18 protein-coding genes and 1 pseudogene are annotated in these 18,657 nt (G+C 59.1%); 15 read left to right on the plus strand and 4 right to left on the minus strand.

Going from position 1 to position 18,657, the window contains the following annotated elements:
• Window positions 1-160: 160 nt before the first annotated feature.
• The 6 genes from infA to rplQ all read left to right on the plus strand — a co-directional run bounded on the left by infA (window position 161) and on the right by rplQ (window position 3,804).
• Window positions 161-382: a translation initiation factor IF-1 gene (gene infA, locus ACUY2T_RS06405; RefSeq protein ID WP_005519800.1), complete on the plus strand. Its 222-nt coding sequence runs from the start codon at window positions 161-163 to the stop codon at window positions 380-382.
• A gap of 243 nt (window positions 383-625) precedes the next feature.
• The gene (rpsM, locus tag ACUY2T_RS06410; RefSeq protein ID WP_005291872.1) at window positions 626-994 is read left to right on the plus strand and encodes a 30S ribosomal protein S13; all 369 of its coding nucleotides are present in this window, start codon (window positions 626-628) and stop codon (window positions 992-994) included.
• A gap of 3 nt (window positions 995-997) precedes the next feature.
• Complete coding sequence (rpsK, locus tag ACUY2T_RS06415) at window positions 998-1,402, plus strand: 30S ribosomal protein S11 (RefSeq protein WP_293791578.1); 405 nt, start codon at window positions 998-1,000, stop codon at window positions 1,400-1,402.
• Between the two features lie 26 nt (window positions 1,403-1,428).
• A complete protein-coding gene (rpsD, locus tag ACUY2T_RS06420) occupies window positions 1,429-2,034 on the plus strand; it encodes a 30S ribosomal protein S4 (protein WP_005291869.1) in 606 nt (201 codons plus the stop codon).
• Between the two features lie 143 nt (window positions 2,035-2,177).
• Window positions 2,178-3,191, plus strand: a complete 1,014-nt coding sequence (locus tag ACUY2T_RS06425) for a DNA-directed RNA polymerase subunit alpha (protein ID WP_448307990.1) — start codon at window positions 2,178-2,180, stop codon at window positions 3,189-3,191.
• A 55-nt stretch (window positions 3,192-3,246) separates the two neighbouring features.
• Window positions 3,247-3,804, plus strand: a complete 558-nt coding sequence (gene rplQ, locus ACUY2T_RS06430) for a 50S ribosomal protein L17 (protein ID WP_293791575.1) — start codon at window positions 3,247-3,249, stop codon at window positions 3,802-3,804.
• 360 nt (window positions 3,805-4,164) lie between these two features.
• Here the strand turns inward: rplQ and ACUY2T_RS06435 are convergent, their stop codons facing one another.
• Complete coding sequence (locus tag ACUY2T_RS06435) at window positions 4,165-4,779, minus strand: cation transporter (protein ID WP_448307991.1); 615 nt, start codon at window positions 4,777-4,779, stop codon at window positions 4,165-4,167.
• A gap of 66 nt (window positions 4,780-4,845) precedes the next feature.
• Between ACUY2T_RS06435 and truA the strand changes: the two genes are divergently transcribed.
• Complete coding sequence (truA, locus tag ACUY2T_RS06440; RefSeq protein ID WP_448307992.1) at window positions 4,846-5,739, plus strand: tRNA pseudouridine(38-40) synthase TruA; 894 nt, start codon at window positions 4,846-4,848, stop codon at window positions 5,737-5,739.
• Here truA and ACUY2T_RS06445 read toward each other — a convergent pair.
• Complete coding sequence (locus ACUY2T_RS06445) at window positions 5,643-6,842, minus strand: hypothetical protein (RefSeq protein ID WP_448307993.1); 1,200 nt, start codon at window positions 6,840-6,842, stop codon at window positions 5,643-5,645. The two genes, truA and ACUY2T_RS06445, sit on opposite strands and share 97 nt — an antisense overlap.
• A 176-nt stretch (window positions 6,843-7,018) precedes the next feature.
• Here ACUY2T_RS06445 and eccB point away from each other — a divergent pair, with 176 nt between their 5' ends.
• Window positions 7,019-8,341 carry a type VII secretion protein EccB gene (gene eccB / locus ACUY2T_RS06450; RefSeq protein WP_448307994.1) on the plus strand — a complete coding sequence of 441 codons (1,323 nt, stop codon included), beginning with the start codon at window positions 7,019-7,021 and terminating at the stop codon, window positions 8,339-8,341.
• Between the two features lie 143 nt (window positions 8,342-8,484).
• Here the strand turns inward: eccB and ACUY2T_RS06455 are convergent.
• Window positions 8,485-9,354 (minus strand): annotated as a pseudogene (locus tag ACUY2T_RS06455) (S8 family peptidase); the annotation flags it as partial.
• On the minus strand, window positions 9,354-10,505 hold the full coding sequence (locus ACUY2T_RS06460; protein ID WP_448307995.1) for an EsaB/YukD family protein: 1,152 nt from the start codon (window positions 10,503-10,505) through the stop codon (window positions 9,354-9,356). The gene ACUY2T_RS06460 and the pseudogene ACUY2T_RS06455, both read right to left, overlap by 1 nt.
• 234 nt (window positions 10,506-10,739) lie before the next feature.
• On the opposite strand from ACUY2T_RS06460, the gene ACUY2T_RS06465 reads away from it, so the two are divergent.
• The 7 genes from ACUY2T_RS06465 (at window position 10,740) to rpsI (ending at window position 18,627) form a co-directional block, all read left to right on the plus strand.
• On the plus strand, window positions 10,740-13,916 hold the full coding sequence (locus ACUY2T_RS06465; protein ID WP_448307996.1) for an FtsK/SpoIIIE domain-containing protein: 3,177 nt from the start codon (window positions 10,740-10,742) through the stop codon (window positions 13,914-13,916).
• 47 nt (window positions 13,917-13,963) lie between these two features.
• Entirely contained in the window at window positions 13,964-15,316 is a 1,353-nt protein-coding gene (locus tag ACUY2T_RS06470) for a type VII secretion-associated protein (protein WP_448307997.1), read from the plus strand.
• 109 nt (window positions 15,317-15,425) lie between these two features.
• The gene (locus ACUY2T_RS06475) at window positions 15,426-15,713 is read left to right on the plus strand and encodes a WXG100 family type VII secretion target (RefSeq protein WP_293790686.1); all 288 of its coding nucleotides are present in this window, start codon (window positions 15,426-15,428) and stop codon (window positions 15,711-15,713) included.
• 12 nt (window positions 15,714-15,725) lie between these two features.
• On the plus strand, window positions 15,726-16,007 hold the full coding sequence (locus tag ACUY2T_RS06480; protein WP_293790687.1) for a WXG100 family type VII secretion target: 282 nt from the start codon (window positions 15,726-15,728) through the stop codon (window positions 16,005-16,007).
• Between the two features lie 388 nt (window positions 16,008-16,395).
• Window positions 16,396-17,307, plus strand: a complete 912-nt coding sequence (locus tag ACUY2T_RS06485) for a PRC and DUF2382 domain-containing protein (protein ID WP_448307998.1) — start codon at window positions 16,396-16,398, stop codon at window positions 17,305-17,307.
• A 316-nt stretch (window positions 17,308-17,623) separates the two neighbouring features.
• Complete coding sequence (gene rplM, locus ACUY2T_RS06490; RefSeq protein ID WP_293790689.1) at window positions 17,624-18,067, plus strand: 50S ribosomal protein L13; 444 nt, start codon at window positions 17,624-17,626, stop codon at window positions 18,065-18,067.
• Window positions 18,067-18,627, plus strand: a complete 561-nt coding sequence (gene rpsI, locus ACUY2T_RS06495; RefSeq protein WP_293790690.1) for a 30S ribosomal protein S9 — start codon at window positions 18,067-18,069, stop codon at window positions 18,625-18,627. The genes rplM and rpsI overlap by 1 nt, the downstream gene beginning before the upstream one ends.
• Window positions 18,628-18,657 lie beyond the last annotated feature (30 nt).

Here is an 18,657-nt window from a genome sequence, read left to right on the forward strand (position 1 = left end):
CAGGTCGCGTGTATTGTTAGCAGGTGGTGCATGAGGCTTTCGTCTCTGCTGGTGATCGGTAGAACGTCGAAAAGGCCAGCAGTGGAAAAGTCCATATGTGTGCCACATGTAGCAAAACATCACCCATCCAGCTATCTGAGCTGGGGAAACGTTGGAGGATATGGCAAAGAAGGAAGGCGCCATCGAGGTTGAGGGTCGCATTGTCGAGCCCCTGCCGAACGCGATGTTCCGTGTCGAACTGGACAATGGCCACAAGGTATTGGCTCACATTTCCGGCAAGATGCGCCAGCACTACATCCGTATCCTGCCCGAGGATCGCGTCGTCGTGGAGCTGTCTCCCTACGACCTGACCCGTGGGCGCATCGTTTATCGCTACAAGTAAATCGTTAAGCCTCCACACATCCAACCTGGGAATCGCTGTTAGCGCAGCGCTTCCTGGTCACTACCTCTGGCCGCGGCGGCCGGAGCCCTCCTTCCAACACTCCAATAGTTGGAATGTTGGTTTCGCACATTCAAGGCACCTGGTGCATGAACAGTCCCTTCCGTGACTGTGGGCGAAATACTCGAAGGATTAATAGGGACGAGTGTGGAGAAAACCGTCGCTAAACCGGAAGGAAAATGCCCTATGGCACGCCTTGCTGGTGTTGACCTGCCACGCGAAAAGCGCATGGAGGTCGCACTGACCTACATCTTCGGAATCGGCCCAGCCCGTTCCAAGGAGCTGCTGGAAAAGACCGGCATCTCCCCTGATCTTCGCTCCAAGGATCTGACCGACGAGCAGCTGTCCGCTCTGCGTGACGTTATCGAGAACACCTGGAAGGTGGAGGGTGACCTCCGCCGCGAGATCCAGGCCGATATTCGCCGCAAGATCGAGATTGGTTCCTACCAGGGCCTGCGCCACCGCCGTGGTCTGCCGGTTCGTGGTCAGCGCACCAAGACCAACGCTCGTACCCGTAAGGGCCCCAAGAAGACGATCGCAGGAAAGAAGAAGTAACCTATGCCTCCGAAGACTCGTTCCGGCGCGCGCCGTACTGGCCGTCGCGTCGTCAAGAAGAATGTGGCAAACGGCCACGCATACATCAAGTCCACCTTCAACAACACCATCGTGTCCATCACGGACCCGAAGGGCGCTGTGATTTCCTGGGCTTCCTCGGGCCACGTCGGCTTCAAGGGCTCCCGTAAGTCCACCCCCTTCGCTGCACAGATGGCTGCTGAGTCCGCTGCTCGCAAGGCAATGGATCACGGCATGAAGAAGGTTGACGTTTTCGTGAAGGGTCCGGGCTCCGGCCGCGAGACCGCTATCCGTTCCCTGTCCACCGCGGGCCTCGAGGTCGGAAGCATTTCCGATGTCACCCCGCAGCCGCACAACGGTTGCCGCCCGCCGAAGCGTCGTCGCGTTTAAAGAGAAGAAAGGATTAGGGATAAAAAATGGCTCGTTATACCGGCCCCGTAACCCGTAAGTCCCGTCGCCTCCGCGTCGACCTCGTCGGCGGCGACAACTCCTTCGAGCGTCGCCCCTACCCTCCGGGGCAGGCTGGCCGTGCTCGCATCAAGGAGTCCGAGTACCTCCTGCAGCTGCAGGAGAAGCAGAAGGCGAAGTACACCTACGGCGTCCTGGAGAAGCAGTTCCGCCGTTACTACGCAGAGGCCAACCGTCGCCCGGGTAAGACCGGTGACAACCTGGTCATCCTGCTGGAATCTCGCCTGGACAACGTTGTATACCGCGCAGGTCTGGCACGCACCCGCCGCCAGGCTCGCCAGCTGGTTTCCCACGGTCACTTCACCGTGAACGGCAAGAAGGTCAACGTTCCTTCCTTCAAGGTCTCCCAGTACGACATCATCGACGTGCGTGAGAAGTCCCGCTCGATGCTGTGGTTCGAAGAGGCTCAGGAAGCCCTGGTCGATACGATCGTTCCTGCTTGGCTGCAGGTCGTACCGTCCACTCTGCGCATCCTCGTGCACCAGCTGCCCGAGCGCGCTCAGATCGACATTCCGCTGCAGGAACAGCTGATCGTCGAGCTCTACTCGAAGTAAAACTGACGAACCTATTCGTTAGACTTACTTCGGATAGAACACCAACAGCGGTTTCTACCGTTCGCACCGTCCATCAAACCTGGTGGCGGTTGTCCCCGTAACGGCGTCATATAGCGGTCGCCGAAAAAGGAGAAGCTTAAACAATGCTGATTTCACAGCGCCCTGCGCTCACTGAAGAGTTCATCGACGAGTCTCGCTCTCGGTTCGTTATCGAGCCGCTGGAGCCGGGCTTCGGCTACACGCTGGGTAACTCCCTGCGCCGGACCCTGCTGTCGTCCATCCCGGGCGCAGCAGTAACCTCCCTGCGCATCGAGGGTGTTCTCCACGAGTTCACCACGATTCCAGGCGTGAAGGAAGATGTTTCCGACATCATCCTGAACATTAAGACCCTGGTTCTGTCCAGCGATTCCGATGAGCCTGTCTCCATGTTCATCCGCAAGGAAGGACCTGGCGAGGTTACCGGCGCTGACGTTGAGGTGCCGGCTGGTGTAGAGGTCCACAACAAGGATCTGCACATCGCCACCTTGAACGAGCAGGGCAAGCTGGAGATCGAGATGACTGTCGAGCGTGGCCGTGGCTACGTTCCGGCTGCTACAGCTTCTTCTGAGATCGGACGTATCCCGGTCGACCAGATTTACTCCCCGGTTCTGAAGGTCAGCTACAAGGTTGAGGCAACTCGTGTGGAACAGCGCACGGACTTCGACAAGCTGATCCTGGACGTGGAGACGAAGAACTCCATCACCGCCCGCGATGCCATGGCATCCGCAGGCAAGACTCTGGTGGAGCTGTTCGGTCTGGCTCAGGAGCTGAACCACGAAGCAGAGGGCATCGAAATCGGCCCATCGCCGCAGGAAAGCGAGCACATCGCTGCCTACAGCATGCCGATTGAGGACCTGAACTTCTCCGTTCGTTCCTACAACTGCCTGAAGCGTGAAGAGATTCACACCGTCGGCGAGCTGGCTGCACGCACGGAGTCCGATCTGCTGGACATCCGTAACTTCGGTCAGAAGTCCATCAATGAGGTCAAGGTCAAGCTGGCTGGCTTGGGCCTGGGCCTGAAGGACGCTCCGGAGGGCTTCGATATCACCGATATCGAGGGCTACGACGCAGAGACCGGCGAGTTCATCGACACCGAGGGCGAGGACATCGCGGAATAACCCGGTGGTTAACCGCACGCGCTCACTGATTTAAAAATCCACACGAGGAGAACTAATGCCAACCCCGAAGAAGGGCGCCCGCCTGGGCGGTTCTGCTTCCCACCAGAAGAAGATCCTGTCCAACCTCGCTGCTCAGCTGTTTGAGCACGGCGCCATCAAGACCACGGACGCAAAGGCTAAGCTGCTGCGCCCCTACGTCGAGAAGATCATCACCAAGGCAAAGCGCGGCACCCTGTCGGATCGCCGCAACGTGCTGAAGCTCATCCCGAACAAGGAAGTTGTTGCTTACCTGTTCAACGAGCTGGCTCCGAAGTTCGAAGGCCGTCCGGGTGGCTACACCCGCATCATCAAGCTGGAGAACCGCAAGGGCGACAACGCTCCGATCTCCCAGATTTCCCTGGTGACGGAGCAGCTGGCCTCCACCGAGGCAGAGCGCGCTAACCGCGTTGCTGCTTCCAAGGCTAAGAAGGCTGAAGCTGAGGCTGAAGAGGCTAAGGCTGAGGAGACTCCGGCTGAGGAGGCTCCGGAGGTCGAGGCTGACACCGCGACCGACAAGGCCGCTGAGGCTGAGGCTGAAGAGGCTGAGGCTGATGAGGACGCTGAGGACAAGTAAGTCCGGCGCTTTCGCCTAGCTTTGAGGCGGGCCACGGTTACCCTTTTGGGTAGATCGTGGCCCGCCTTTGTCTTCTCTACTTTTTATTGTTGACGCCAACCGGCCCCATCTGCGCCCGATATCGCGTATGGCTTGGCATTTGCCTGTGTACCGACTGAACAGGGGAGGGTTCTGGGTGGGAATGTCGCTAGAACGGGAATGTGTTATTGGGAATCGATTGCAAGTTTCTAAAAGCGCAGGTCAGAGAGTTTTGAATTCAGCTGTTCCCAGATTTTGCATTGCAGATTCCCGATTCAACGACATTTCCCTGGGCGCTGCTGCCACATTCCCGATTCAGCGACATCCGCCAGCCGCGGATGGCTAGTCCATCTCCAACTCCGGCTCCTCCGCCCGTGCCTGTTCGAACACTTCCTTTGCCGCTGACAGGTTAATCAGACCGATAATCACACCCACCACAATGTCTGGCCATGCGCTGGCCCAGAAGAGCATAATCACTCCCGCTGCGAGGATAAGCAGGTTTGCCGCGGCATCGTTGCGCGCAGCCAGCCATGCACCCTGCACCAGGGCACTATTTGCTCCGCGCAGCCGCAGCAACAACACAGCGCACACCAAGTTGATAATGAGCGCGCCGATGGCAGTCGCACTCAGAGTCGCAGGTTCCGGTGGCGTCCCCGTCACCACTTTCCAGGCTGCCGTGCCGAATGCCGCGAAGGCTGGAATGAGAATCAGTCCTGCCAGTGCGTAGCTGGCCTTTCGTCGGCTGGCCACCGACCACCCCAGGGCGGTGAGTACCAACACGTTAATGAGAGTGTCTTCGAGGAAATCTGCGGCGTCGGCAAACAAAGCGGCCGAGCCGATGACCAGCGCAATCACAACCTCAACAAGAAAACCCAGGCCATTGAGAGCCGCAACCCACGCCACCAACCGACGGGCACGAGCATCGAGGGAGGATGCTGAGAATTCGCTGTCGTGCATGCAGACTAGACTAAGTCGCGCGCGATGGAAGCACCAACCGACCCTACCAGAGAAAGGCCACCGACCATGCCCGAGAATCCGCAGGATATTCCAGAGCTGATTCGGGTGCGTCTGGATGTTGCCTACGACGGCACGGATTTCCATGGCTGGGCAACCCAATCCGGTGGGCTGCGCACGGTGGCGGGGGTCTTGCAGGAGAAACTCTCGCTGGTCACGCGCCACCCTATTGAACTTGTTGTCGCAGGGCGTACCGACGCAGGCGTGCATGCCAGCGGCCAAGTGTGCCACGCCGACATTCCTGTTGATGCGTTTGCGCAGCGCTCGCTCACCCGCCCGGAGGATCTAGTGCGGCGCCTTTCCCGCATGTTGCCCTCCGACGTGCGCGTGCACGGCGCTCGTATGGCACCGAAGGGTTTCGACGCCCGATTCTCCGCGCTGCGCCGGCACTACATCTATCGCGTAACGACTCACCCGGCCGGCCCCGTGCCGGTGCGTGCCCGGGATACGGCCGCGTGGCGCCACCCGATTGATCTGGAGAAAACTCAGGCAGCTTCCGACGCGCTGCTTGGGTTGAACAACTTCGCAGCGTTCTGCAAAGCTCGTGAAGGCGCTACCACTATCCGTGAGCTGCAGGAATTCCGCTGGGTTGACGTCTCGACGGAGGCTGAGCCCCAGACGTACGAGGCACACGTGACCGCCGATGCTTTCTGTTGGTCGATGGTGCGCTCGTTGGTAGGAGCGGCCTTGACAGTGGGGTCGGGCAAACGATCCGAGGACTTTACTCCCGGGCTGTTGAAAGAGACAAAGCGTAGTTCCGCAGTGCCAGTCGCGCCCGCGGAGGGGCTGAACCTAGTGCGCGTGGACTACCCAGCTGATGAAGATCTCGCGGAGCGGGCGCTGACAACCCGTGCTAAGCGTTCGCCGGTGGGCATGGGCAACGAATCTCCCGCCGAGCCGTGATACAAACGCGGTTTGGGGGAGCGCGCCGTTGGAGGTAGCGCTGAAGCGCGCGCTGATCGCGCTGGTGAATGCGCCGCGCTTGTTGCAGTTTGTGCTGGCTGTGCCACCGGGGCAGGGGTGCGAGCAGGTGCGGTGACGGCGAAGAAGTTGAAGTATTCCCGATGATCCCCGTGGGCCAGGATTGCTCCCGTGCCAACTGCTGGCACTGCAATGCATACATCCACTGCCGCAGCACCGACAGCCTGCAGCCGGGCACGTCCCTGGTTCAAGATGTCCTCCGCGGAATCGAACCCGATACCACCGTGAACTCCCGTGTGAGCCCCCTGATGAGCCCTCTTCTGCGCATCGACCATTCTGTGTCTACCAGTATTACCGGCGACAGCGGGGGAGACCTCCACGAGCACAACATGTGTCTTAACGCCTGCAGCTCGCGTGGCATCCGCTGAATCGTCCACGGATCCAGCGCTCCCGAAACGCTGCAAATCGAAAATCTCCTCCGGCCAGTTCATTGACCCCTCAAGCGCACGCAGCTGTGCAGGGGTGCCGAACAGTGCGAACGTTGCGCCGGGAATGGGGTGGATCAGCATGGGTTCGCCTGCATCGGAAAGACCTACAAACCAACCGGGTACCGCCGGTACAGTCAGCTGCTCTGGTAACCGAGTCACCTGAGCCCCCACCGGTGGAGTCTCCACAGGTAGAGCCCACACTCCGCACCCGCTGGCAGCAAAAGGCATCCTAGCCGCCGCAGACTCGGGCACGCCCACCAGAGTGGCATGGGAATCGCCCAGCCAGCTGCGGCCGAAAGGTTGGGTGGGGATGATGGCGGTGGAAATGTGGGCGTCCACAAGAGAAAGACCCACACCACCCGCTAACTGGTCGCCGGCGATCCGCCGTGGCGACGGCTCACCCCACAATTTGTCGTGCACGCAGAGAAGGCGAAACCATCGCGTGTTCTGATCCGCGGTGGCGCGACCGCGGGTGAATACAAACCACCCCGCCACCATGCATGTGATGGCCACGGCGCCGCAAAGAACCCACGCCCACCAGGCAGCGTGTTCGGCATTGGACGCATCGGCTGGCATATCGGCAGCTAGAAATGCCACGAAGCCCATTATTCCCATCCCCCAAAGTATGAAATTACCCCGAATGCGAAGTTCCCCTCGCGCCAGCAATTCAACCATGGAATACTTAAGCGCGCTAGCGGGGGCTAGAAGAACACAAAACAACTCAAACAACGCAAGATATCAAGCGCATTTAAACAAGGGGGAGCGCAGTAATCATGCGCACAACGGGGATACAGGTTTCTGGATTTAATTTTCTATTGCGCAGACTGGAGCTTGCGCTGGTCATCGGGGATCCACGCATGGCTCACGACCCATTGCGGAGTCAGCGGCGGGCACTTGTTGTCGGTGTACTGCTGAGCTTGCTGATCGCTGGAGGTGCGGTGATGCTGGGGCTGCTGCGCCCGCAACCCAGCCTGGATGGCGCCGATCTCGTGGCCGATGAGACGGGCGCACTGCATATCCGCTTGGCCGATACCTATCATCCGATCACGAATGTCGCCTCAGCACGGCTGATTCTGCAGCAACCAGTCGAGGCGCAGAAGACTACCTCCGAGCAGCTTGCACAGGTGCCGTTGGGGGAGCCAATTGGCATTGGGCAGGTTCCGGGGTTGGTCGCTGCGCCAGAACGCGAGTGGCTTTACTGCGATCGGATCCGCGGCGGGCTAACAGGTGGCACAGGTGGTGCTGCCGCTGGTGGTACGGGCACGGTCGTGGCTGCGGAGCACATCGATCCCCATCGCTTTGCTCTGCTGGCCGCCCCTTCGGGCTATTGGCTTATTGACGCCACCACTCGCGCCCGCATAACTCCAGACGCGGCAAGAGCATTTGGCACCGAGGCAGTGCCCGCCAGCGATGGTTTAGTCCAACAGTTCCGGCGGAGTCGCGATATCGCCATGCCCGTGGGGAAAACCAAGATGCCTGCACCCTTCGACGTCGCGGGGAGGATCATCACGGCTGGCGACCGGACATTTCTGGTGGACCGCAATGGGGTTGGTGAAGTAAAGGGCGCGCGCCGCGAATTTGCTCTGGCCAGCAGTGCTATGCCGACCGTGGAAACTCCACTGGCGGAGGTGATGCGCCAGCCGAGCATTGATGTATTAGCGGGAATCCCAGAACTCGATGGGGACCAACCAGTTACCTGGGCACAACCGAAGATGGTGTGTGCCGGGCCGGAGGGACTGGCAGAACCCGTTGAACCAGGACGGACGAAAGGCACGACAGACGCGGTCAGTAGTTCCGCTCAGATTTGGGAAGTCCTCTCATCGGAAAAGCCGAGCGCATTCTACGGGCCGCGCGGAACCTCTGCGCTACAGACGGAGCGCGGTTACGTGCTGATTAGTGACAACGGGGTGCGCTACTCCGTGGGCAGCGAAGCTGAGTTACATGCCCTTGGGTTCAATACACAGCGCAGTGTTCAGTTCTCGCGCGTAGCCTCGTTGCCCGACGGTGGCTTGCTCTCTGCGGACAAGGCTCGGCAGACGACCGTGGCGATGATGCCTAGCGCCAGTACAAGTGAGAGCACGATGGGGACGGAATAGTCTGTGGCCGTTGGCTCGTGCCGTGGGGTGCTGACGGTATACAGACCATAAGAAGCGTCCACTGCTGCGGAGCCATCCTGCAGATCAAGAGCCCTATCCAATGCTGCGGCGGGATTGACGACTCGCATTTGTTCGCCCATCCCTGGACCACTCGCGCCGGGCAACGCTGTGGTTAGAATCAGCTCTCGCACCTGCCGTGCGCTGAGCTGCGGAGCGACCTGCCACACTAAGGCCGCGGTACCCGTCACAATTGGAGCAGCAAAGCTGGTGCCTTCAAACGGTTCGGGATTACCGACGATGGTGTGCACCTGCTTGCCGACTTCCACCTGTCCTTCTACGGGCCCACCCGGCGCGAAAAGATCCACCCACTGAGTCGGCGCACTATATGGTGCGGGCACTCGCCCCTGATCTGCTGAAGTATCCTTGTCACCACTTCTTCCCGCAGCAGTACGGACCCCTTCTGCCGTTCCTGTCCGCGGGGATACTGCTCCCACTGCCAGCACTGGATCCAAGCTAGAGGGGAAGGTCGGAACTCCTGCCGGGCACTGACCTACGTTCCCGGTAGAAGCCACCAGTAGTACTCCGGCTTTGTCGGCACGCCCGATGGCCGCGCGTAGTTCCGCCGTATCTTCGCAGGCCACCATCGAAATATTAATGATCTTTACCCGGGTCTTCAGCGCTCGGTCGATTGCCCGAACAAGATCCTCTACCGTGCCCTCAGCCCGGTCGGGCGAGGCATTATGCCGAAAGGAAAATACTGTTACCTCTGGCGCCACTGCCCGCAGCACGCTAGTGACCATGGTCCCGTGCAGCACGCAAAAATCCCGGTCGCCCTTCACCCCTGGTGCGGCTGACCCCGTATCGATAACGGCCACGCTCACGTCGCGTCCCCGCGCCAAAGCATGCAAAGCGGGGTACGAGGGGGCGTCGATATCCGGTAAAGGCACAGTACCCGGTGCGGCGACGGTGCCTTCTTGGCAGGTGCCGCGCGGCGAAGAATCTTGAATGATCATCAGCCGATCCCCCGAATCGCCGCGAACAGCCCTGTAGTTTGCAGCGCCAGTGGGATGGCCACACAAAATGCGAAGGCTTCCACCATGTCGATGATCCGCCCCAGCATCGGTGAATTTATGCGCACAGCAGGTAGGGCGACCAGCACCAGGCATACCGCACCCCAATGCGTGTGGAGGGCTAACCACAGAAGCGTTGCAGCAGAGAGCACCGCTAGCGCGACCGAGTGTACAGGCCGAGTGCTCCGCGCGCTCACGCCGAGCACCGCCACCATAAGCAATAGCGCCATTTGCCAAATATTCAGTGGCTGCCCCCATGGAGTCAGCTGGTAAACACAGGCGCCCAACACCACCACGATGCCGACGACCAGGGCGGAGTGAACTTCCACCACCTGGCCCGCGTGCGTGGGCGTGGGCTTGGTGAACACACCGGTCGCAGGAACCTTCGGCAGCTTGATGCCAGCTAGTCCGATGGCGATCTGTCCTGAATAAGCCAGTGCAAACATTGCCAATAGCAGCGTGAGCCCTGGCCAGAAGTTCACCGCTGCAAACACCACCCAGGTGATCGACACGATCCGTGCCGGGCTGCTACGCCACACCAGAAGCGCCGCAACAAAACAGGCACATAGGACATTGACGTGCAGCCCCAACCCAAAGCCGAGGATCGCGGCGAGATAACTGAAATTGCGAAGGTGCAAAGAAGCCGCCGCTGCAGCGAGGGCGGCCACTGCTGTAGCCACGAGCGTTGCGATGTCTGCGGTCGTACCCAGATTAGTGACGCCCCCAGGACCAATAAGCTGATTATCCAACGGGTGCCACGCAGGTGCCGTCTGTAAGCCAAAAAGCGCAATGATGGCTGCCGCGATCCAGGCTGCGGGGCTCGTGGGAATGGGGCCGGAGAGCTCTTCGACTGCCTCAGCCGGTGGAGCGGGGATGGTGGCGGTTTGCAAGGTCAATGACTCGCCGGGACGCACACCGGCCTCCGCTAGAGTGTGCTGTGGTTGAACCTGGCCGACGGCGCGGTGGAGGGTCCAATGTTCCCCTGGTTTCGCGTCGACGAGGTGTGGGATGAGCTCCGCTACCGGTACATGATCGGCAATGGCGGCGTTGATGGTGGTGCCTTTGGCAGGCACGGAAATGCTGAGAGCCAGCACGTTATTCCCCCTGTTGAAAAAGTATGAACGCATGCAGGTGCGCATGTGGTGGGCACAAGATCCCCCCTGGATCTTGCGCCGATGTGGCTTACACGGCACAAATAGTAGCCGAGGGGAAAGGATTGCGCTTGCTCTGCGGAGCGAGCGAGGAAGGTTTAGAATCTAAAACCACATCCATGGGGGTTGGATGGGGATTAACGGGGACAAACATAGAAATCGGGGGGATTTCTTAACATGCAAACACAGGCGCCACCGACGCTGCCTAAAGACAAACAACCTTTCCTCAGGCTGCTAATGCCTGCCGTCATGTTGGTGGCGGTGGTCGGTATGGTCGCCGCGATGGTGCTCTCTGGATCGGGGCGAAATCCCATCAGCTTTATCTTTCCGCTGATGATGCTGGGCAGCATGGCGATGATGTTCCAGCCGGGGGCGAACGTGGATGAGACTCGGCGTTCCTTTCATCGGCACATCGACGCCCTGAAAGATAGCGTGGAGCGGAGCCGCGAAGAGCAACTGCAGACCATGTTGGCAGCGCATCCACACCCGCAGTCACTGTGGACGCACGTGCATACCGGAACCGATGTCACCGCAGAACCGGGCGTGGTGCGCATCGGCACAGCAGTGCAAACTCCAGATGATCCTCTGGAAGTACCGGTCAGCTCCCCGCCGGAAGACTTAGAGCCGGTCAGTGCAATGAGCTTGCGCGAGGTTGTGCTGCGGTACGCCACCATCGAAGCGCCAGTGGCGGTGGAATTGGCTAGTTTCCACTGCATTGTGTTGCTCGGCGACGGTGCACCCGGATTGGCGCGAGCCATGCAAGCGCAATTGGCCATGCAGGATCCGGATGTCATTGGAATAACCGGCCCCTTTGAGCAGTGGCTTCCGCATGATGGGCCTCGCAAGGTGCATTTTTGCACGGGGGATAGCCCGGTGACCGCCGGCGCTATCGTCACGGACCCCAGCGAAGAATGGGTGGAAAACGCCAAAGGGAATGGCTTGCTGCTACAGGTGGATGGCACTGGTGATGGTTGCCTGCTCAGCGCCTGGACGCTCGACGGTTGGGTGCCCTTTGGAGTGGCAGACCAACTCAGCGAGGTGGAACTTGCTCACATTTGCCGAGCACGAGCAACGGTGAAATCCAGCACGTCATTGTTAGAACTTCCGGGCGGAGACTTGCGAGCGCCTATTGGGTTTTCCGGCGCGCCGGTATACCTGGATATCAAGGAATCCGCCTTGGGAGGTATCGGTCCGCACGGTCTCTGCGTAGGCGCGACGGGTAGCGGCAAGTCAGAACTACTAAAAAGCGTAGTGATCAGCTTCGCCCACCAGCACAGCCCGGAGGAGCTGAACTTTGTGCTGGTGGACTTCAAAGGTGGCGCCAGCTTTCTGGGAATGGATCGGCTGCCACACACCTCTGCGCTGATCACCAATCTGGCTGAAGAGGCGGGATTAGTTGACCGAATGCAGGATAGCTTGCTGGGGGAGATGCATCGGCGTCAAGAAAAGCTCCGCGCCGCGGGTTTGACCACAGCGGCCGAGTACAACCGCGTCTATCCGGGGCAGATGCCTGCACTGTTTATCGTGGTGGATGAGTTCTCCGAGTTGTTGCACGCCCGGCCAGAGTTCGCGGAGGTCTTCGCCGCGATCGGGCGATTGGGGCGAAGCCTGCGGATGCATTTGCTGTTGGCCACGCAGCGTTTGGAGGAGGGGCGACTGCGAGGCCTGGAATCGCATTTGAGCTATCGCATTGCTTTGCGCACGTTCTCGGCTTCCGAATCCCGCGCGCTGATCGGAACGACGGAAGCTTATGAACTGCCTGCGACTCCGGGTGCGGCGATCCTTTCGGCAGGCGACAAGGTGCGTTTTCATTCGGCCTACGTTTCAGGCCCCGAGCTGCCCCGGGATCAGCGACTCGTGAGACTACTCGGGACAACAGTGCATGCAGAGACAACGACCATGCAGATGGTGATCGACCGGCTGGCAGGCCCCAATAGGAATCCGGTGTGGTTACCACCGCTGCCGGAAGACCTGCCTGCCAGCGAGATCATTGAGCCCGGTGCGCCAGGCGTTGCTCGCATCGGCCTGGAGGATCTTCCTTTCGAGGGGCAGCAGGTGCCGTTGGATATCGACCTGCGCCGCAAGCATTGGGCAATAGTCGGCCAGCCCCGGACTGGCAAGACAACGGTGGTGCGCAGCTTGGTGCTGGCCTGGGCGTTGAGTTCACCTGGCTGGCCGGTATACATCTTTGATCCGGGTGGTGGGCTAAGAGACCTTGCTCGATTGCCTCAGGTAGCTGCGGTTGTGGGGCCAGCTGGACTGCCACGGCTTTTCGACGAAATGGAGCAAACGGAGGGGCAGCGCCTGCTGATTATTGACGGACTAGATCAGGTGGGGGCCGCGGGAAGTGGAAATGGCGAGGAAGAACAACGCTTGATCCGCCTGGCGACCACGGGGCTGGAACGCGGCTTGCATGTGGTGGTTACGGCTCTACGCTGGAATATCCGTCCGTCGCTGCGGGACGTGCTGACCGGGCAAATCGAACTGCGGATGACACCGTTGGATGCCCACTTCCGGGATGCACAGAAATCCTTGCCCGACGTGCCTGGACGAGGAGTGTCGCCCCGTGGAAAGCACGTGCAGTTCGCCAACTCCAACGCGCAAGACATTGAGCATGTCCGGATGGAAAGCGTGCAGCGTGGTGAGCCGGATCTAGCTATGCGCGTGTTGCCCGAGCGAATCGACTGGGAGGATTTGGGCGACTCTCAGGCCTTCGCCATAGGTGGCCCAAAGCTGGATCCAGTGCAGTGGGATCACGGTACTTTCCCTCACTTGGTCGCAATCGGCCAGGCGGGAAGTGGGGTGACGACCGCATTGCGCGCACTAATGCAGTCCGTGGCACAGAGCCAAAGCCATACCGGAGAGCCGCCGGAGTTCCTGGTCACGGACACACGCCGCGGTTTACTGGGCGTAGCGGGTTATCGCGTGCCGGAGGACTTCCGCAAAGACCTGGCCGAGTGGACCACTACGCTGCGGGCGCGAATTCCAGGTAGCGACGTGACACCCCAACAGCTCCGAGAACGCACCTGGTGGTCTGGCCCGGAGTTGTTCATCATCGTCGACGACGCGGACGCCGATCCCGGCCTTGACCAGCTTATTCCCTTGCTTCCCTATGCCGCCGATATCGGCCTTCACTTGGTGCTTGGCCGTCGTTCGGGGCAGTTCGCCAGGGCAGCCTATCAGCCCTTGATGCAGTCGATTCGCGACCAAAGCGCTTGGTTGCTGTTTTCTGCGCCCCGTGAGGATGGGCCGATTGCCGGGGTTCGTCTACTGCGACGCCCCCAGGGGCGCGCGGCTTATGTCCACAGTGAAACCTGGGAGGTACAGGTGGCGGAGATTGCCGATGAGAACTAAAAAGGCGCGCAATTGTTGACCAAGGAAACGACGGATCGGGGGACACAATGAGAGTAGATCAGAGGATCGGAGATTCCAGGAGCCTGCTGGCTGAAGCTGTGGCTTTGCAGGAATCGGGGATCCTGATTAGCGGTATGACGGTGACGGATCTTGCTACTGGCTTTGCCGTGACCGGTGATGCGCAGATGCAGCAGCCGGGGTATTTGCAGTATCGGGCTTGGTCCGATCCTACGGAGCAATCTCGCGGGAGACCGCTGGAAGAAACTGAATCGGAATGGGTAAAGGACGGAGAGGATAAAGACGTTGAATTCCAACGTTCCGGGCTGAGCCTAGGCAGGCTTTCGGAGCTTTATGAGATGCTCTGCGAAGTGCTCGAACAGCGTGCGGAACATCCCGACGCAGCGGCAGTGAACCCGCCAGAGTCACGTGAACGTTTCCCTTGGGGCATTGGTTTGCGGGAAGTAGACGTGCTGGTCACCGGAACTTTTGCCGTGAAGGTGGTGCATTATCTTCGGATTAGGGGAGTGCGAGCCCGATTGGTGGATAACGATACGGTGCTGCGGGTGGCTAGTGAATTGGCATTGGCCCAGCAAGAGTTGGAGCACCTGGAGCTTGAGTATCTTGACCCGGACAAACCTGTGCGGATTCAACGCGAGGGAATTGAATCGGCGGAAGAGCTCGAGGAAGCGGACATACGGGAAAGTCCTGACGAGGGGGCGTCAATAGATATAGAAAAAGCGGAGGAAAAGAGCGACCGGCGACTTCCGGCTGCGTTGGCAGCGCTGACGCTCTTCATCATCGGTGGGCTGGTGGCGACCTTCACTGTGTTTGATTCGCAGGCGGCTGATTCGCAGGCGGCTGATTCGCAGGCGGCTGATTCGCAGTTAGTGGACGCTCAATCAACCGATTCGCAAGCCGCAGACGTACAGGAGTCTGGCTCGTATGCCACCACTGAGGCGAATGAGCCATTTCCAGAACCACGCCGGAAAGGTTCAAAGGTCGCAGACTCAAGCGCGCGCCGGGCGGACATTCCAATCAGTGTGAATGTTGATGGGTGGCGGCTTGGCAGTGCAACGCGAGCACGTGAGGAATATGTCGGTGATGACGCGGGAATGCGTGTATTAGTAGCGGCGAAGCGAACACCCCTTAGAACACAGGATGAGCTGGATGCGGCAATGCTAGGTGCGCTGAAGGACGTGGAGGGGGTTGCAGGCGGAGTGACGGTTGTATCAACTCAGCCGGTGAGCTACGAGGAAAATTACGAGAACTCCACAACTAGGTGGCATGTACGGCTGGTGGATGGACACCAGATTTCAGTGGGGTGCCAGTACCGACAGTGGAATGAACAGCGGGAAAAGGTTTGCCAAGAGTTTGTGGATACAGCACGACCAAGGCGGTGAACCATTTTGGGAAGCCGTGAGTATAACTCTTGTGATGGTGCCTCTATAACGGGGAAGACCCGGCGCCATGAAGAGTGAAAACAGTATTTGAAATGGGGGAAGTTAGGGCATGAGCTTCAAAACAGATGTCACTACGATGAACCAAGCGGCAAGCAATGTCGACCGTGTGAAAGGCGAGGTTCAGGGTGAACTTTCGCGTCTGCGTGGTGTGGTGGAAGATGTATCCGGTAGCTGGAAGGGACAGGCGCAGGCTTCCTTCCATTCGTTGATGGAGCGTTGGGACGAGAATGCCCGCGACCTCAACGAGGCACTGCAGAGCATTGCGGACAACATCCGCTCCAACGCGGGTGACTTTGACAATACGGATGTCGATAACGCGGCGGCCTTTAACGCCTAGAGGGGGACAGTGATGATTCAGTACAACTTTGCTCAAATTGCCAATGCTGCGGATGACATCAATCGCGGAAACAACACCATTAATGGGTTGCTGGGGGATCTGAAACGTGACCTGCAGCCGATGGTGAACGAGTGGGAAGGCTCGGCAGCGGACAGCTATGCGGCTGCGCAGAAGAAGTGGGATGAATCCGCACGGGAGATTAACGATGTGCTGGGGCAAATCTCTCGCACGGTGCGTCAGGCGAATGATCGGATGAGCGAGATCAATACGAACGCTGCAAATAGCTGGGCATAGAGGATGATTTAAAACTTTTTAAATAATCTCTCAGCTTCCCTTTTGGTCTTAATCTTGACCTAAGGGTGAGGCTGAGAGTTTTTGTTTTTCGACGTCCAGTTTGAGGAATTGTGGACTTTTGGAACGATGGGAGAAAATGTGACCCAATCGTGATGTGTGCTGCGAGCTGGACTTATGTATGTAGATAATTGTTTAGTGGCTTGGCGAAGACCATCTTGGTTGAAACGTTAATCATTTCATGCGTAGCGTCAATGACGTACGGGAAACGAAAATAATCAGCGACACCACTGCTGGTTCTACACCACTAAGTAATTCCCCACTGTTGGTACTCACCAAGCAAGACTTACCCCGTATTGCGTACCGACAAGGCGAAAGGATTTATCAACAAATGAGCAACGATATCAAGGATCTTTTCAAGGCAACCGCTTACGACAACGCCGGCGACAAGCTGGGCAGCGTCAAGGAAATCTTCGTTGACGACAAGTCCGGTCAGCCTACTTTCGTTGAGGTTAACCATGGTCTGTTCGGTATGAACTCCAGCCTGGTACCGATGCGCGGCCACAAGTTCGACGGCGAGAACCTGAACCTGGCCTTTTCCAAGGATCGTGTGAAGGATGCGCCAGACTTCGACGCTGATCAGGCTTTGACCCCGGAGCAGCAGAACGAGATCTACCGTCACTACGGCCTGGACAATGTTGAGGACACCACCCGTTACGGTGACACTGCAGGCGATCGCTCCGCTTCTGATGATCGCTCCACCCTGGATCGCCACGAGGCTGCTGATGGTCGCGGTGCCGCGGGCGCTGGTGTGGCTGGCGCTGGCGTTGCAGGTGCCGGTGTTGCAGGCGCGAACACTGAGCGTGACAATACTCGCGACAACGCTGCTGAGCGCGAGGTCTCCGCTAACACCGCAGCTGCTGGCAACGAGGGTGAGATTATTCGCTCCGAGGAACAGCTGAACGTTCAGAAGGAGAAGGTGCAGACTGGCGAGGCTCGCCTGCGTAAGTACGTCGTCACCGACACCGAGACCGTTGAGGTACCGGTAACTCGCGAAGAAGTTCGCGTTGAGCGCACCCCGATCTCCGCAGAAGAGGCTGCTAACTTCAAGGGCAACATTGACGAGTCCGGACAGGAAGCGTCTGTGACCCTGAGCGAAGAGCGCGTCAATGTAAACAAGGAAACCGTGCCGGTAGAGAAGGTCTCCCTGAACAAGGAGCAGATCACCGAGACCGAGCGTCACACCGAAGAGCTCCGCAAGGAGCAGATCGACACCGACGTTGACGGTGACGTTCGCAAGTAAAACCAAGGGCAATAGCCGCCAACACGATCGCGCGTTCCGCGAAGGTCGGTTAGTCGCCGACTAGCACTCAATCCCCGGTGCCTAGCTTCCCTGTAAAGAGGGAAGAGGTGCTGGGGATTTTTGCTGTCCAGAGGATTTTTGGTGTTCGGGACACTATGTAGTAAATTCCCAAGGGTTGTGTGCAATACGCGAACTTAGCTCTCGAGTCATTGCATTTCTGCGGGTCACAACCGGCCGCCGCAGAAGCACTGCACTAGATCGTTGCACGTGTTCATCTGGCTGGCAGTTCCAAGATCAAGACTTTAAGGAGTCCAGCGTGACTACTTTCCACCCAAAGAGCGGTGACATCACTCGTAAGTGGTACGTCATCGACGCCACCGACGTGGTGCTGGGTCGTCTTGCTGTTACCGCAGCTGACCTGCTGCGCGGCAAGAAGAAGCCCTACTTCGCACCGAACGTTGACTGCGGCGACAACGTCATCATCATTAATGCGGATAAGGTCCACATTTCCTCCAACAAGCGTGAGCGTGAGATGCGCTACCGTCACTCCGGCTACCCGGGTGGTCTGAAGACCATGACCCTGGGTCGTTCCTTGGAGCTGCACCCAGAGCGCGTTGTTGAGGAAGCTGTTAAGGGCATGATGCCGCACAACAAGCTGTCCCGCGCGTCCATCAAGAAGCTTCGCGTCTTCGCCGGCCCGGAGCACACTTTCGAGGCCCAGAAGCCTGAGACCTACGAGATCAAGCAGGTGGCACAGTAATGACTGAGTACAACGAGAATGTAACCGACGAGCAGAACGCTGCCGTCGAGGAGAACTTCGAGGGCGAGTACACCGCTACCGACGCAGTGAACGAAGAGTTCGTTGCCACCATCGGTGACTCCATCGCTTCCGAGGACGAGTCCGAGCAGATCGAGGCTGAGCCGGTTGTCTTCGAGGGCACCATCCAGACCGTTGGTCGCCGCAAGGAAGCTGTTGTCCGCGTCCGCATGGTTCCGGGCTCCGGCGAGTTCAGCTGCAACGGCCGCACCCTGGAGGACTACTTCCCGAACAAGCTGCACCAGCAGCTGATCAAGGCTCCGCTGGTTCTGCTGGACCGCGAGAACCAGTTCGACATTCAGGCAAACCTGAACGGTGGTGGCCCCTCCGGTCAGGCCGGTGCTTTCCGCCTGGCGATCGCCCGTGCTCTGAACAAGTACAACCCAGCAGAGCGCACCGAGCTGAAGCGTGCTGGCTTCCTGACTCGCGACGCTCGTGCCGTGGAGCGCAAGAAGGCTGGTCTGCACAAGGCACGTCGCGCACCGCAGTACTCCAAGCGTTAAATCGCTTCGCCCTTTTTGGTGGCGACGCCC

The sequence above is a fragment of the Corynebacterium sp. 22-2729 genome, from assembly GCF_053479475.1.

Bases quoted from the DNA above. Each gene is read 5' to 3' on its own strand.
- rpsK (WP_293791578.1), top strand. From the start codon at position 998: ATGCCTCCGAAGACTCGTTCCGGCGCGCGCCGTACTGGCCGTCGCGTC.
- rpsM (WP_005291872.1), top strand. From the start codon at position 626: ATGGCACGCCTTGCTGGTGTTGACCTGCCACGCGAAAAGCGCATGGAG.
- eccB (WP_448307994.1), top strand. From the start codon at position 7,019: ATGCGCACAACGGGGATACAGGTTTCTGGATTTAATTTTCTATTGCGC.
- ACUY2T_RS06485 (WP_448307998.1), top strand. From the start codon at position 16,396: ATGAGCAACGATATCAAGGATCTTTTCAAGGCAACCGCTTACGACAAC.
- ACUY2T_RS06470 (WP_448307997.1), top strand. From the start codon at position 13,964: ATGAGAGTAGATCAGAGGATCGGAGATTCCAGGAGCCTGCTGGCTGAA.
- ACUY2T_RS06480 (WP_293790687.1), top strand. From the start codon at position 15,726: ATGATTCAGTACAACTTTGCTCAAATTGCCAATGCTGCGGATGACATC.
- ACUY2T_RS06435 (WP_448307991.1), bottom strand. From the start codon at position 4,779: ATGCACGACAGCGAATTCTCAGCATCCTCCCTCGATGCTCGTGCCCGT.
- rpsI (WP_293790690.1), top strand. From the start codon at position 18,067: ATGACTGAGTACAACGAGAATGTAACCGACGAGCAGAACGCTGCCGTC.
- ACUY2T_RS06475 (WP_293790686.1), top strand. From the start codon at position 15,426: ATGAGCTTCAAAACAGATGTCACTACGATGAACCAAGCGGCAAGCAAT.
- rplQ (WP_293791575.1), top strand. From the start codon at position 3,247: ATGCCAACCCCGAAGAAGGGCGCCCGCCTGGGCGGTTCTGCTTCCCAC.
- ACUY2T_RS06465 (WP_448307996.1), top strand. From the start codon at position 10,740: ATGCAAACACAGGCGCCACCGACGCTGCCTAAAGACAAACAACCTTTC.
- infA (WP_005519800.1), top strand. From the start codon at position 161: ATGGCAAAGAAGGAAGGCGCCATCGAGGTTGAGGGTCGCATTGTCGAG.
- truA (WP_448307992.1), top strand. From the start codon at position 4,846: ATGCCCGAGAATCCGCAGGATATTCCAGAGCTGATTCGGGTGCGTCTG.
- ACUY2T_RS06425 (WP_448307990.1), top strand. From the start codon at position 2,178: ATGCTGATTTCACAGCGCCCTGCGCTCACTGAAGAGTTCATCGACGAG.
- rpsD (WP_005291869.1), top strand. From the start codon at position 1,429: ATGGCTCGTTATACCGGCCCCGTAACCCGTAAGTCCCGTCGCCTCCGC.